Source organism: Vibrio sp. SCSIO 43009 (assembly GCF_023716525.1).
Classification (GTDB): Bacteria; Pseudomonadota; Gammaproteobacteria; order Enterobacterales; family Vibrionaceae; genus Vibrio; species Vibrio alginolyticus.
In genome coordinates, this window is record NZ_CP071843.1 from 228,418 (window position 1) to 243,117 (window position 14,700).

At 43.4% G+C, this 14,700-nt stretch carries 15 protein-coding genes; 6 read left to right on the top strand and 9 right to left on the bottom strand.

What is annotated here, in order from left to right; translation table 11 throughout:
• Positions 1–290: 290 nt before the first annotated feature.
• Positions 291–578, top strand: coding sequence for a hypothetical protein (locus J4N43_RS16715; RefSeq protein ID WP_005375016.1), 288 nt, complete (start codon positions 291–293; stop codon positions 576–578).
• A 70-nt stretch (positions 579–648) separates the two neighbouring features.
• Here J4N43_RS16715 and lafA read toward each other — a convergent pair whose 3' ends face one another.
• The 9 genes from lafA to J4N43_RS16760 form a co-directional block, all read right to left on the bottom strand.
• On the bottom strand, positions 649–1,500 hold the full coding sequence (gene lafA / locus J4N43_RS16720; protein ID WP_005375019.1) for a lateral flagellin LafA: 852 nt from the start codon (positions 1,498–1,500) through the stop codon (positions 649–651).
• Positions 1,501–1,801: 301 nt separating this feature from the next.
• Positions 1,802–2,572, bottom strand: coding sequence for an EAL domain-containing protein (locus J4N43_RS16725; RefSeq protein ID WP_005375023.1), 771 nt, complete (start codon positions 2,570–2,572; stop codon positions 1,802–1,804).
• Positions 2,573–2,591: 19 nt separating this feature from the next.
• The gene (flhA, locus tag J4N43_RS16730) at positions 2,592–4,682 is read right to left on the bottom strand and encodes a flagellar biosynthesis protein FlhA (RefSeq protein ID WP_005375024.1); all 2,091 of its coding nucleotides are present in this window, start codon (positions 4,680–4,682) and stop codon (positions 2,592–2,594) included.
• Between the two features lie 31 nt (positions 4,683–4,713).
• Positions 4,714–5,841, bottom strand: coding sequence for a flagellar biosynthesis protein FlhB (gene flhB, locus J4N43_RS16735; RefSeq protein WP_005375025.1), 1,128 nt, complete (start codon positions 5,839–5,841; stop codon positions 4,714–4,716).
• Positions 5,838–6,614, bottom strand: coding sequence for a flagellar biosynthetic protein FliR (gene fliR, locus J4N43_RS16740; RefSeq protein WP_005375027.1), 777 nt, complete (start codon positions 6,612–6,614; stop codon positions 5,838–5,840). Before fliR ends, flhB begins: the two co-directional genes overlap by 4 nt.
• Positions 6,614–6,883: a flagellar biosynthesis protein FliQ gene (gene fliQ / locus J4N43_RS16745; RefSeq protein ID WP_005375036.1), complete on the bottom strand. Its 270-nt coding sequence runs from the start codon at positions 6,881–6,883 to the stop codon at positions 6,614–6,616. Before fliQ ends, fliR begins: the two co-directional genes overlap by 1 nt.
• 12 nt (positions 6,884–6,895) lie before the next feature.
• Positions 6,896–7,654 carry a flagellar type III secretion system pore protein FliP gene (gene fliP, locus J4N43_RS16750; protein WP_005375037.1) on the bottom strand — a complete coding sequence of 253 codons (759 nt, stop codon included), beginning with the start codon at positions 7,652–7,654 and terminating at the stop codon, positions 6,896–6,898.
• An 18-nt stretch (positions 7,655–7,672) separates the two neighbouring features.
• Positions 7,673–8,044, bottom strand: a complete 372-nt coding sequence (gene fliN / locus J4N43_RS16755) for a flagellar motor switch protein FliN (protein WP_005375038.1) — start codon at positions 8,042–8,044, stop codon at positions 7,673–7,675.
• Positions 8,041–8,859: a FliM/FliN family flagellar motor switch protein gene (locus J4N43_RS16760; protein ID WP_005375039.1), complete on the bottom strand. Its 819-nt coding sequence runs from the start codon at positions 8,857–8,859 to the stop codon at positions 8,041–8,043. Before J4N43_RS16760 ends, fliN begins: the two co-directional genes overlap by 4 nt.
• A 379-nt stretch (positions 8,860–9,238) precedes the next feature.
• On the opposite strand from J4N43_RS16760, the gene J4N43_RS16765 reads away from it, so the two are divergent.
• The 5 genes from J4N43_RS16765 to J4N43_RS16785 are packed head-to-tail and all read left to right on the top strand — an operon-like array spanning position 9,239 to position 14,698.
• Complete coding sequence (locus J4N43_RS16765) at positions 9,239–10,258, top strand: MotY family protein (RefSeq protein WP_021707593.1); 1,020 nt, start codon at positions 9,239–9,241, stop codon at positions 10,256–10,258.
• Positions 10,258–11,589 (top strand): sigma-54 interaction domain-containing protein, encoded by a 1,332-nt coding sequence (locus J4N43_RS16770; protein WP_031778880.1) that lies wholly within the window; start codon positions 10,258–10,260, stop codon positions 11,587–11,589. Before J4N43_RS16765 ends, J4N43_RS16770 begins: the two co-directional genes overlap by 1 nt.
• 15 nt (positions 11,590–11,604) lie before the next feature.
• Complete coding sequence (gene fliE, locus J4N43_RS16775; protein WP_005375045.1) at positions 11,605–11,961, top strand: flagellar hook-basal body complex protein FliE; 357 nt, start codon at positions 11,605–11,607, stop codon at positions 11,959–11,961.
• 3 nt (positions 11,962–11,964) lie between these two features.
• Complete coding sequence (gene fliF / locus J4N43_RS16780; RefSeq protein WP_005384024.1) at positions 11,965–13,716, top strand: flagellar basal-body MS-ring/collar protein FliF; 1,752 nt, start codon at positions 11,965–11,967, stop codon at positions 13,714–13,716.
• Positions 13,685–14,698 carry a flagellar motor switch protein FliG gene (locus J4N43_RS16785; RefSeq protein ID WP_005375048.1) on the top strand — a complete coding sequence of 338 codons (1,014 nt, stop codon included), beginning with the start codon at positions 13,685–13,687 and terminating at the stop codon, positions 14,696–14,698. The genes fliF and J4N43_RS16785 overlap by 32 nt, the downstream gene beginning before the upstream one ends.
• Positions 14,699–14,700: the final 2 nt, after the last annotated feature.

Consider the following 14,700-nt stretch of genomic DNA (forward strand, 5'->3'; position numbering starts at 1 on the left):
TTTTCTTGGGAGGAAGTGGTGTTTCCACCTTGTTTGTTCCGCCTTCCTCCATGGAAAAAGTAATTTCCTTATAAGAAAAGGCGACCTAAACAAAGAAAATATTTAATTGTATTGACGGTTCTAATTAGGAGAGATGTTTTAATTAGACGTTATATTCAGCCTTTACTTCAGCTTGATTCAGATAATTCTTACAGAGTGCATTAATTGCGTTCTGATATTATTTTTGATAGTGCGATGTGCAAGTGTTCTCACTAAAAATTAAATTTTTTACGTTTCAAAGAATGTCAGTTATGAATGAATTTGCGTTACGATTGATGAAATGTGCTCGTGCATATGAAGAGTTCATTAACAAAAAACTATTAAGTAAACAGAGCATCAATTCTGATGAGATAGCTAGTATCTTAAAGGAGGCTAAGTTCAATTTTCCTGAACTTAGAGATAGTAAAATAGGAAGCAAATTAGAGACGATAGAATTAGAACTGTTTAATAAGGTTTTATTTAATATTATGTTGAAATTCGGATTCAGAGTGCCTGAATCTCACAAAGATAATACGAGCTCTATTTATATTCGTAGATAAAAATAAAGCCTTCCATAGGAAGGCTTTATAATTAAGACGATTTAAATTAAGCGCACTATTAACTAAGTAATTAGCGTAGTAGTGACATTGCCATGCTTGGAAGCTGGTTAGTTTGAGACAGAACAGTTGTACCTGCTTGCATCAACATTTGGTTCTTAGTCATGTTTGAAGACTCTACTGCAAAGTCTGTATCCATGATACGACCTTTAGATGCTGTAACGTTTTCTACCATGTTACCAAGGTTAGCCATAGTGTGCTCAAGACGGTTGATGTTCGCACCGAAGTCTGCACGAGAGCTACCAATTTTTTCTACTAGACCGTCAGCGCCGCTGATTTTGTCTAGTGCTGCTTTTGCTTTAGTCGCGTCATCGATACCATCTGTAATTGCTGCATCAGCAAGAATAGTAGTGATTTCACCGATACCTGCGCTTGCGCTTACAGTCAATGTTTCAGCAGAAGATGCACCGATTTGGAATGTTACGTCACCTGCACCGAAGCCGCCGCCTTTAAGAAGGTTTTGACCACCGAACTTAGTGTTGTCTACGATGTTGTTTAGTTCTGCAGTAAGCTGTGTGAACTCTTTGTTAAGAGACGCACGGTCTGTTGCACTGTTTGAACCGTTCAACGATTGTGTAGCAAGGTCGTTCATACGGTAAACGATGTTTGTCATTTCATCCATCGCACCTTCAGCAGTTTGCATCATAGAGATGCCGTCTTGTGCGTTACGCATTGCTACTGACATGCCGCGTGTTTGCGCTTCTAGACGGTTAGCAATTTGAAGACCAGCAGCGTCATCAGCAGCTGAGTTCACACGGTAGCCTGTGCTTAGACGTTCCATTGCTGTGTTTAGAAGTCCGCTTGTTGTGTTCATTGTGTTTTGAGTTACAAGCGAAGCGTAGTTAGTGTGCATTGATAAAGCCATCTTAGTCTCCTTAGTTAGTCACTATATCTTTCAGGCCTCGGGATATTCCCTTGTCACTAACTAGAGGCGGTCGGTCGGCTTTAATGATTAATTTGAAAATTAAAAAATTTCTAAAAAAGATAAAAATTGATGATTTTTAGTGATTTGTATTCCATGAAAACCGGGAAAATCATCATATAAGCCTAAATTTTTTAGTTAAGTTAAAGAAACTATTGCCCAATGATCTTGTGGTTATCCGTTATAAATAAAAAAACAGCACGAATAAATCGTGCTGTTTTAAATATAAATGGTTGAGTTTCAACTATTCCTCATCAAAAGACTGAAAGGAGAGAGAGGTTGGGATATCGCTGAAATAACCAAAATAATAACTGGCACCCAATAAACGATAACGGTTAAGTTCCGTTTGACTCGCTACACGTCCGGCAACCCAAGTATATTTATGCTTTCTTAAGAACTTAGCAATAGGTAGGAAAGCGTGTCTTTCTTCTTTATCTTCTAGTGTGACTGACAATTTGATCATATCGGGACTAAAGTCTGCGACGCGCTCGAAGTTCACTTGCGATGTCGCGACTTCAAACCAAAGTGAATATGCATTCTCTTTTAACTTTTTGGTGAGTGTGGCGACTTTATCACGATCACATAACGTTTCATCAGCTTGAAGAGAAGGAATCACATGTTGAAAAGCAGAAGAGTGGAATTGAATCGTCTGTTCGAGAAAATAAACCCCAGGCTCCCACAGTAATGCATCAACGCGAATCGGCACGACAACATTACTAATCAAGTCGTGGTGAAAGGCTTCTAACTGAAATTGTGTTTGTCTTAGTGCAAGGTAAAGACTGAACAAATCCAGGCAGTACTGCATTTGTTCAGAGAGTTTGAATTGATAGACACTTTGTTCTCCACGCATACCAAATCTCAACGTCAGGTGTTGGAATTCTACTTCCCCTGATTGAGCTTCCCTAATTGCTTGGCATGCGTGTTGGACATCATTGTGTTTTAAAGCATCAAAGACTAATTGATCGTCATCCGTGACGATATGTTGTACTGCGAGACCAACCAAATGTTCGTACATCGCATGTGTTGAAATAAGATTAACCAAGGTTTCCTACCACATTGATTTGTTTGTTTTCTGGGATTTCGTTGTAAGACAATACTGCCAGCCCTTGTGTAAATGTACGAGCGTAACGCGCTAGAAGAGGGCGCAGCTGTGGCATAACGAGAAGGATCGGAGGTAGCCCCTGTTGCTTAAGCTGTTGTCTGATCAATGGCAAGTTTTGTTGGAACTGACCAAGAATGTTTGGCTCAATTGGGAAGCTATCTAGTGTTACCGTACCAGAAGATTGTGCTTGTTGCAGTGAAGTTAGTAGCATTTGTTCTAGCTCATCAGACAGTGCGTAGACATTTAACTCGTTCTTTTGTCCTGCAATTAAGTTAACAAGCGTACGCTTTAGTGCACAGCGTACATCAGATGCAAGTAGGATCGGGTCCTTTGTATTTTCCGCGGATTCCAACATTGTGTTGGCAATCGTGCGAATATCTTTTAGTGGCACTTGGTCCAATAAAAGCTGACGATATACTTTCAGCTGCTGCGCTGGATTAAGTGCTGCTGCTAATGCTTCTGCTAGTTTCGGGGCTTGTTGTGTCAAACGCTGGGTTATTGCTTCCACATCGTCGTGCGTAAACAATTCTGCAAGGTTTGTCTTCATGATTTTACTAATATGAGTGGCAATAACAGTGCCATCATCGACAACTTGGTAACCCATATTAAGTGCTTTTGCTTTATCTTGATGCTCAATCCACACAGCTGGCAACTGATAAGCAGGATCGCTACCCAAAATGCCATCTACCTCACCGTAAGTTTCGCCAACCGCTATCGCCATTAAACGCTCTGGTTCAATAAAACCTTGCTCAATGACTTCGCCATTTAGAGAAATTGTGTATTGGTTTGGCTTGAGGCTCAGGTTGTCACGAATACGAACTTCAGGTAATAAAAAGCCAACTTGTTCAGAAAGGTTTCGACGCACACCGCGGATACGTTGTGATAAAGGAGCCCCTTGTTCTTTGTTGACTAGATGGACGAGTCGATAACCAAGCGCAAGTGATAATGTTTGGACGTGAGGAATATCATCCCATGTCAGCGGTGTATCATCGTCTTGCATTGCTTGTGAAAGTGCTTCGACCTCTTCAATCTGGGAGTCTTGCACTGGCTTCTTGGTTTGACGCCACCCTGCGAACGCTAATGCGCCAGCAAACGCAAAAAAGGCTAGGTGTGGCATACCCGGTACCATACCGATTACCGCCATAATACCTGCGACAGTAAATAGCGTTGCAGGAGTTGCCAGTAATTGCTTTTGCATGGTTTCCGACATGCCATTATCGCTATCATTAATTCGCGTAACGATAATCGCGGCAGCCGTTGCCAATAGTAGTGAAGGAATTTGAGCAACTAGACCATCACCGATTGTGAGTAGGGCATAAGTTTTAAAGGCGTCAGACGCAGCGAGTCCATGCTCGAAGACACCAATACTGATACCACCAATGATATTGATAAACAGAATCAACAAACCTGCGATGGCATCGCCACGCACAAACTTTGATGCACCATCCATCGAACCATGAAAATCGGCTTCGTTGGCGACTTCTTTACGGCGTAAGCGAGCCGTTTCCTGATCGATAAGGCCAGCGTTTAAGTCGGCATCAATTGCCATTTGTTTGCCTGGTAAAGCATCCAACGTAAAGCGGGCTGAAACCTCAGAAATACGTTCACCACCTTTGGTGATTACGACGAAGTTGATGATCATCAAGATGACGAACACCACCATACCAACGACGTAGTTACCGCCAATGACGACTTCACCGAATGCTTGAATGACCTTACCCGCTGCGTCACCACCATTATGTCCTTCTAGGAGTACAATTCGCGTAGAAGCCACGTTCAATGTGAGACGTAATAATGTTGCGACCAGCAAAATAGTTGGAAAAACAGAGAAATCTAATGGTCGCTTTGCGGTTGTGCTGACCAGCAATACTAGGATTGCTAAGACGATATTAAAGGTAAACAGCGCATCCAGTAGCAGAGGAGGCAAAGGAAGAATCACCATTGCTAATATCATTAGCAAGACGATTGGAATGCCAACGTAGCCTTTGGTTGATGTTTGAAGTTGTTTTAACCGGTTAAGCATACTTTCGTGTCCTTGGATAAACGCGGGTTAATCAGTGCTGCAAATGTTTTGGAATCGAAAAATGAGGTAAAGGAATTGGCTCTTTTCCCTCACCTTTACGAAAGGCTTTCAATTGCAAAACGTAAGTAAGAATATGTGCCACTGCGATGTACAGTTGGCTTGGGATTGCTTGTTCAATCGCCGTCGTGTGATAAATCGAACGGGTAAGTGGCGGGGAGTTAATGATTTCCACTTTGTTTTCTCGGGCGATACGTTGAATGTGCATAGCAGTTTCGTCTACGCCTTTTGCGACGACAAAGGGCGCGTCAGAAAGCGAAGGCTCGTATTTCAGTGCGACTGCGTAGTGCGTTGGGTTTGTGATGATCACGTCAGCCGTCGGCACCATTTTATCGATCTTACGGCGCGCAAACTGTTGCTGTATTTGACGAATACGTTGTTTTACTTCCGGACGACCTTCATTATTTTTAAATTCCTCTTTCAATTCTTGTTTCGTCATGCGGAGTTCTTTTAGGTGTTCCCAACGCTGATAAGGAATGTCGATAACCCCAAATAACAACAAGGCGAAGCCCATTAAGAGTAAGCCTTCAAACAGAATGGACATTACTAGAGAAAAACCTTGGCTGAGTGGGAGGTTTTGCATGCCAAGTAATGGCTGTAAGTGGTTGTCTAAATAGCCATATAAGATGCCGAAGATCACGGCTACTTTGAACGTCGACTTTAAGAGCTCAACCACTGAGCGGGTCGAAAAAATGCGCTTTATCCCGCTCAAAGGATTAATTTTGCTGAGCTTTGGCATCACGTTCGCGGGACGGAACATCCAGCCGCCTAGCACAAGGCTACTACCACAGGTCACGATAATAATGACGGTAAACAATGGTAATAGCATGTCGATGATGACTGCTAAACTTTGTCCCAATTGCTCGACAAGTTGTTTAGGATTTTCTAGGTCGGCTCGCGTCAGCATCATGTTGTAGCGAAAGATACCCGACATGCTTTCCCAAATACTATTAAGCTGAGAGTAAAAGTAGAGCGCCACCGCTAGAAATATAACCGCAGTAGTAAACTCTTTCGCGCGAGGAATTTGTCCTTCCTGACGGGCTTTCTTTACCTTCTGCGGTGACGCTTTTTCAGTTTTGTCTTGAGAAGATTGATCGCTCATGCTCCCCCCAACATAAAGTTACTCAAGTGTCTAATGGTGTCGTGAACGAGCGCCGTGTAGCGACCAGGAACACCAGAAACTGAGATTAATACGCTGAATAGACCCAGCAGCATCGTCATAGGAAAACCTAACGCATAGACATTAAGTGATGGTGCGGCTCGGTTCATTACACCAAAACTGATGTTGGCTAGAAGCATGGAAACAATAGCGGGTAAAGCCAAAGCTAGTGAAGAGGCAAACATCCAACCGAAAATATTGACAACACCTTGCAGAGAAAGCGATGTGATACCAGATCCGACTGGCCAAACAACAAAGCTTTGAATCACGATATCTATGACGAGTAAGTGTCCTTCTAGCGCAAGAAACAACAAGGTTGAGAAAATCAGAAATATGCGTCCCAAAATGGCGACAGAAAGCCCGTTAATAGGATCATTCATCATCGCCATACCTAAGCCCATTTGCAGAGAAATCACCTGACCAAGCATGGTGAAAACGTTAAAGAGCATGTGCAAAATTAACCCAAACATTACCCCCCAAATAGCTTGCTCAAAAGCAAGGAACAGGGAAGTCATAGAGAATAATTCGACTTGTGGCATGGGTGGCATTAACGGTCCAGTAATGACAACGATCGAGAGGGCCAGTAAAGTACGAACCCAAACAGGAATAATTGCATCACCAAAGAAAGGCATTGAAATAAATACGGCTCCCACACGAAAAAACGGCCACCAGAGTTGACCGAGTATCGCCGAGAGCTCTGCAAATGTGATGGCCATTAGCCAATCATCCCTGGTATGTTGTGGAACAAGAAATCAAACAGTTCCATGATCTTACGGAGCATCCAGTGACCTGCAAAAATCACCATTAATAAGGTAACGAGCAAACGTGGCAAAAAGCTGAGTGTTTGCTCGTTGATTTGTGTGGCAGCCTGAAATACGGCGATACACAAACCGACAATTAAGCCTGGAACAACCAATACGGCAACCATCAAAATGATCAGCCATACTGCATCGGAAAATAACGTTACGGTTAGTTCTGGGGTCATAACTGCTCCTAGTTAACCGAAGCTGGCAGATAAGGTGCCAACTGTCATTGCCCAACCATCCACGAGTACAAATACCACCAACTTAAAGGGAAGTGAGACAATCAAAGGTGATAGCATCATCATACCCATTGCCATCAGGACACTGGCGACAACCAAGTCGATGACCAAAAACGGGATGAAAAGCATAAAACCAATTTGGAAGGCGGTTTTCAGTTCACTAATGACAAATGCAGGCAAGACAACGGCAAATGAAATATCCTCAACGTTTTGGTCGAGAGGCTCATTGGCAATACGTAACATTTGTTCAAGAGAGCTTTGGTGCGTCTGTGCCAACATGAACTCTCTCACTGGTTTCTCTGCAACAGAAAAAGCCTGTATTAGCGTGATTTCGCCGTTGTCGTATGGCTGAAACGCATTTTCATAAATATCGCTCCAGACAGGGCGCATAATCAGTAACGTCAATGCGAGAGCGATCCCGACCAACACTCTGTTAGGTGGGCTTTGTTGAAGACCAAGAGCTTGGCGCAAAATCGCAAGGACAACGACAATTCGAGTAAAGCTCGTCGCCATCAAAATAAATGCTGGAAGAAAACTGAGCGCCGTCATCAACAACAGAATTTGCAGTTTAACGCTGTATTCTTGTTGTGTGTCGCCATCAGAAACGGACAAGATAGTTAAGCCGTTGTCAGCCGCCATTGTTGGGAAAGCAAACAAAAGTGACACTAATACCAAAAGAGGTAACCAACGGTGCCAAGCGCTCAGATTTTTCATTGTGATGCCTACCTAAGATTATTGACCAACGCCACTCAATGCAGAGTCATGTACATCGATCAGACGAAGTCCATACTTATCATTGACAACGACAACTTCAGCGTGGCCCATAAGAGAACCGTTTACTTTCACGTCTAAAGGCTCGCCATTGAGCTTTTCCAACTCGATAACCGTGCCTTCACCCGCTTTCATTAAGTCCCCAAGTGGGATCTCCTTACTCGCAACTTCCAGCGTGACTGTGACAGGAATGCTTTTGAAAAAGCTAAGGTCACGTTCCGCAGTGGCTGGTTCTTGTTGGAGCGTATCTTCGGCTTCAAAGTCTTCTAATTGAAAATCATCAAAGTTCAGTTCTTCTGCGTCGAATGCATTAGTTTCTAGCGCTTCGCTCATCGCTGCGGTTCCTTATCAGGGTTAAAGATCAAAACAAGTTGGCCGTCTTGCTCGGCAATACGACCTGTAAATAGAGATTGGTTGCCAATGCTTACTGGAACCGTGTTAAGAAGCTCAATAGGTAAAATATCGTTGGGTTGTAAGCCAACCACATCACTTAAAGGCATCTTCTTTTTACTTAGAACAACGTTCAGTCGAACGGGGGTCGTCTCTAAAGAACGACAGAAAGGTTGAAACAAATCGGTATCAGGCTGCAGTTCAAGCTGCTCGATTAGCGTTTGAATAAGATGACCATCTAGCTTGAGATGAATTGAGCCTTGATGATCGTCAAACGCAATGTTTAATTGAACGTTAATGCCAATACCTCTAGGGGTCTCATACTCACCCGTGTCCCACATTTCACCAGGAGCAAGCCAACCGATGATGATTCGACTGATGCGCTCTTGTAAACGTAAGTCACTGGCCGTCAGAGTAGCGGCTGAACGCTCTGCACTTGCACCATAAAATCTATCAGCCAACTTTATTAGCGTGTGAGGGTTACCATGGATGAATACCATGCCGCCTTCCTGATGTTGATAGGTCGACGTTTGCTCTTTGTCCATCTCAACCGATGTAAAGCGGTGCAAGTCTACTGAGGTTAAGCTAGCTTCCACTTTTCCTGTGCTGAGCCAATTTTGTAATTCAGTCGTAAGGTTTGAGCAAGATTCTGAAATTAAATTATCGAGCTTCTCACGAATGATATGAATAGGTTTGCCTAATAATTCTACATCAAGTAGTTGACTATCAGAAATAGGCTCGCTAACTCTATTTTCCATTTATATTTTACCGTGCGTTAACAATCGAAAGTGTTTTAACTTAATGGCGTGTAGTCTACACAGAAATTTTAATGATCTTTTAGCTCCAAACTCTAAGATTGTGACTTTAGTTCACATGTTGCTTTGTTCATATAGTCATAATCTTTTAATGAAATTTAAAAAGAGTTAGTTTTCTTTATAAATCGCTTAATAAATAAAATAACAATGTTGAGCGTTTTAGTTGTTATAGCTTTTTTAAATTGCCTTTATGGCGTAACAACAACTTCAAATAAATAAATTATAAGATACTGTTTTTTATGCTTAAAGCTTCCGTTGGAGGCTAAGCGTGCTCTCTTGAGCGTTTTGTAACCAATTTTAATATTCAGAATAGGTAATTAAAATGATTAGCTATGCCAGTTCTCTCGGCTTGGTGGCATATTTAATTAAACGGTTTAAGTCATGGGAATGTAAGATATACATGAATCATGTCCGTTTGATAATTTGTAACACAATTATTGTTATCAGTTTTATTTTTTCAAAAGTGTCATATTCAGAAGAAGTCTTAACAATCCCTATGGACCTCTCTAAATGGACATATGAGGGAAATAAATTCAAATGCAACTTGTTGCAATCAAATAAAGACTATGGGAAGTTTTATTTCCTAGCGGAACCTAATAATAAATTCTATTTTATTTCCGATATAGAATATGAAAACAATAAATGGAAAACGATTGCTTTAACAACTCAAAATGCTCCTTGGGGTGATGAGCTTTATAGAAAAGAATTTGGTTCCCTTGAATTTACTAAGCCGTCTCAGCGTTTCATCTTTAATAAAGGCGCTGAAGAATTCATGGATTCAATTGCTTCGGGTAGTTGGGTGACGCTGTCACTTAAAGGAAGTAATGCTTCCTCTGTTTCAGAGATTGTGATTCCTACTCTTCAAATTCAAAACGCATTGAAATCATTTAATGCGTGTCGCGCGCGATTGCCTAAATTGTCTTTTTCAGAGGCAAGGGATATGGCGCTCTCATTTGAGTTTGGTCAGAAGACGTTAAGTCGTGGACAGAAAGCAACACTAGAAGCGCTGTATAGCTATGTATCTGTGGATGATCGAGTGACCAAAATCCTCATCGACGGTCACACCGATAACGTTGGTTCAAGTTTAACGAACCTTTCTGTGTCACGTACTCGAGCAGAGCAAGTCACCAATGCTTTGATTGAGCTTGGGGTCGACGAGTCGATGATCGAAACACGAGCTCATGGTTCACGTTACCCAATTGCCAGCAATAACTCGGTTAATGGCCAAGCAAAAAACCGACGTGTCACCCTGCGTTTAGTGAGGGACAACGAGTATACGGCTACGAAACACCACCCAGATCTACAATCACAAAATCAACAAACGAAAGTTAAGGTTCAATGATGACGAAAACGAAAATTTTGTTGGTTGAGCCAAATGAAGCTCTTGCTCAACCAGTATTGGATGTGTTGCAAAATGCAGGTTACACCGCGAAACACACTCGTACTGGTCGAGGCGCTTTGCTTGAAGAGCGAGCAGAAATCACTTTAGTGAGCTCTACGCTGCCGGATATGTGTGTTCGTGAGTTTGTCGCGTGTCACCAAAAGCAGCGAAATTCGGGTGTTGTTATTGCGATTGTCGACCAAGAACAAGGCATCTTGGCTGCTGAGACGATGAAAGCGGGCGCTACTGATTATCTATTACGCCCGTTTGAATCTAATCAGTTGGTTAATCTGCTTAAACGTGTTGAAGCGTTAGGTAAGCCAATGGCCAACATTGTTGCGGAGTCTTGGAGAAGCAAACAAGTTCTGCAATTGGCGCATCGTGCAGCATGTACTAACGCGAGTGTGCTTATTACAGGTGAATCGGGAACGGGTAAAGAAGTGCTGGCGCGATATGTGCATGAGCACTCTCCGCGTATCAATGGTCCATTTGTGGCGGTTAACTGTGCCGCCATTCCAGAGTCAATGTTAGAGGCTGTGCTATTCGGTCATGTAAAAGGCGCGTTCACCGGAGCGACAAATTCTCAAAGCGGTAAGTTTGAAGAAGCAAATGGCGGGACGATTCTGCTTGACGAGATTGGTGAAATGTCACCTGCGGTTCAAGCGAAATTGTTACGCGTCCTTCAAGAGCGTGAAGTAGAACGTGTTGGTAGCCATAAAGCCGTTCAGCTCGATATTCGTGTTATTGCGGCAACCAACAAAGACTTACGTGAGGAAGTTCAAAAAGGCACGTTCCGTGAAGATCTTTATTATCGATTAGATGTGCTGCCTCTGCACTGGCCGCCTTTGCGTGAAAGAAAAGAGGACATTCTACCGATTAGCCAATTCTTTATTGAAAAGTATCAAGATAGCAGCCGCTGTCACCTATCCCAAGATGCGATTAGTGCGCTGAGTCAGTATCACTGGCCGGGCAATATTCGTGAGTTGGAAAATGTCATTCAACGCGCTTTGGTCATGCGTCATGGTGATTACATTACAGCCCATGACCTGATGCTGCCTATTGAGCTTGTCGCGTCAGTTCCTACAGCAGAGCCAACTTCAAGTTTTGGTCATGTAGAAGCGAAGAAGCAAGCTGAATATCAGTTTATTTTGGAAAAGTTACGTCAGTTTGGTGGAAACCGAACGAAAACCGCAAACGCGCTTGGAGTCTCTACTCGAGCGCTACGCTACAAGCTCGCAGCAATGCGAGAACATGGTATTGATTTACAGTCGGCACTAGGCTCGGCTGCCTAATAGGAGAAAAAATAGATGGCAAGTCAACCTACTCATGCGGTCTCGGCAGAGCAACTTATGTTGTCAAAAATGCAGGCGATGCAGGCACAAGTGCAGCCGCCAGAGTTTATCGTGAGTGCAAATCCTTTAGATCAACAATCACTAAACGCACCTTTATCGTTCTCACAAGCGATGACAAATGTGTTGGATACAGTGAATCAACATCAATCAGTGGCTAGTCAAAAAATGACGGCCGTAGAAACAGGAAAAAGTGATGACCTAGTTGGTGCAATGGTCGCGAGCCAAAAAGCCAGCTTGTCCTTTAATGCTTTGATGCAAGTGCGCAACAAAGTCGTGACCTCATTTGAAGATATTATGAAGATGCCGGTGTAATTCATGTCAGAACTAACCCCCCAAGTCGCCGGAAACACAGCTATGGCTACCGGCACAGCACAGACATTTTCTACTGCCAACGGCATGGACGATGTGACAACGAAGCTGAAGCAAATCTGGTCTAGCAGTCAGAGAAACTTAGTGCTATCTGCGGTGTTAGCTGCGATTGTTGCAGCGATTATTGTGGTTGCACTATGGAGTTCCTCGCAGAGCTTTCGTCCGCTCTATAGCCAGCAAGAGCGTTTTGATATCGGCGAAATTGTGTCGGTATTAGAAAGCGAAGGCGTAAGCTACCGCATGCAAGAGCAAAATGGACAAGTTCTTGTACCAGAAGGTGAGGTTGCTAAGGTACGCATGTTGCTTGCATCAAAAGGTGTTAAAGCTAAGCTGCCGACAGGTTTGGATTCGCTCAAGGAAGATAGCTCTCTTGGTACGAGCCAATTTATGGAAACAGCGCGTTATCGTCATGGTTTAGAAGGTGAGTTAGTACGTACTATCATGTCTTTGAACTCAGTAGCGAACGCGCGTGTTCATTTAGCAATACCTCGTCAAACTCTATTCGTCCGCCAAAACAGTGAGAATCCTTCAGCATCTGTCATGCTTGAGCTCAAACCTGGTGAAGACTTAAAGCCTGAACAAGTTGAAGCGATCATTAACCTAGTGGTCGGCAGTGTCACGGCAATGAAGCCAGAATTTGTTTCTGTCATTGACCAGTATGGCCGTCTTCTTAGTGCGGATGTCGCTTCTGCGGAAGCCGGCAAAGTAAACGCGAAATATCTTGAATACCAGAAGAGTGTTGAAAAACAGATCATCCAACGCGCAGCAGATATGCTTACGCCGATTGTGGGGCCGAGTAACTTCCGCGTACAAGTCGCTGCCGATCTGGACTTTAGCCAAGTTGAAGAAACACAAGAAATTTTGGATAACGCGCCGGTTGTGCGTAATGAGCACACCATTCATAACAACTCGGTTGATCAAATTGCGTTGGGTGTTCCTGGTTCTCTAAGTAACCAACCGCCAGTGACAGGATCTGGTGAAGTGGAAACGAACGATAGCCAAAACACGAATGCGCGATCTGAAGTGAATCGTCAATATGCTGTAGGTAGTAGTGTTCGTCGTACTCAATACCAACAAGGCCAAATAGAAAAGCTTAGTGTCTCGGTTCTGTTGAACTCCAAAGCTTCGCCAGATGGTGTGGCGTGGAGTGAAGCCGATAAAGAGCAAATCTCAAACATGATCATGGATGCTGTTGGTATCTCTGCCACACGAGGTGACAGCTTAAGTTTAATGAGTTTCAACTTCACCCCAATCGAAATTGATGCTCCTCCTGCACTGCCGTGGTGGCAAGACCCTACAGTACAGCAGCCAATACGCTACGTTATTGGTGGCTTGTTAGGCTTGGCGATGATCTTCTTCGTACTGCGTCCATTAATCATGCACCTAACTGGCGTTGATAAACCTGTGCCTGAGCTAAATTTTGCTGAGCCTCAGGAAGAACCTGACTACGAAAACTTGCAAACGCGTGAAGAACGCGAGCATGAAGAAGTACTTGATCGCCGCCTATCTGAAAAAGGCATCTCAGCCTCTTCAGGTTTAGATGTAAACAGCGACATGCTACCACCAGCAGGTTCGCCATTAGAAATTCAATTGAAACACCTACAGCTTATTGCTAATGAAGAGCCAGAGCGCGTAGCCGAAATACTGAAACAATGGGTAAACATCAATGAACACAGTTCTATCAAAGCAGACGCTTAGTTATGTTGAACAAACCGCGCTCGTGCTATTAGGCATGGGCGAGGATGCCGCAGCGAAGGTTTTGCAACACTTTAGCCGTGATGAAACCCAGCGTGTGACTCGTGCAATGGCGAAGTTAAATGGCATTAAGAGCGATTCTGCTCGTGGTGTTATTCAAACTTTCTTTGAAGATTTTCGTGAGCACAGCGGTATTCGAGGAGCCTCGAAGGAATACCTATCTAATACATTGCGTAAAGCATTGGGTAACGATTTGGCAAAAGGGTTATTGAATACCTTATATGGCGATGAAATTCGCAACAATATGCAGCGCTTACAGTGGGTGGAAGCAGAAACTCTCGCTCGTTTCATTGTGAACGAGCACCCACAAATGCAAGCAATTTTTCTAGCGTATTTGCCAGCAGACAGCTCTTCAGCGGTATTGAAGCACTTGCCACAAGATTACCATGACGAAATCTTGTTCCGTATTGCTCAATTGCAAGATATCGATCATCAAGTTGCTGTTGATTTGCATGAACTCGTTGAGCGTTGCATCGAAAAAGTATCCGCAAGTCAAAGCACGCCGTTATCAGGTGTTAAGCAAGCTGCAGATATCATTAACCGCTTTGAAGGTGACCGTGGTTCATTGATGGAAATGCTGAAGTTGCATGATGAAGATGTTGTTAATGCAATCGAAGAAAACATGTTCGACTTTATGGTTCTTGGCCGACAACGCGAAGAAACCATGGACATGTTGGTGCAGCAAATCCCGCTAGAGTTGTGGGCAGTCGCGCTAAAAGGTTCCGATATTACCTTACAGCAAGCTATTAAGCGTTCAATGCCGCAACGTATGGTGAAAGCGCTAGAAGATGACATGGACGCACGCGGCGCTGTTGCGTTAAGTCGAGTTCAAAAAGCACGTCAAGACATCATGCAAATGGTACGTGAGCTAGATGAATCTGGTGAAGTTCAGCTGCTTCTCTATGAAGAGCCAACGGTGGAGTAAGG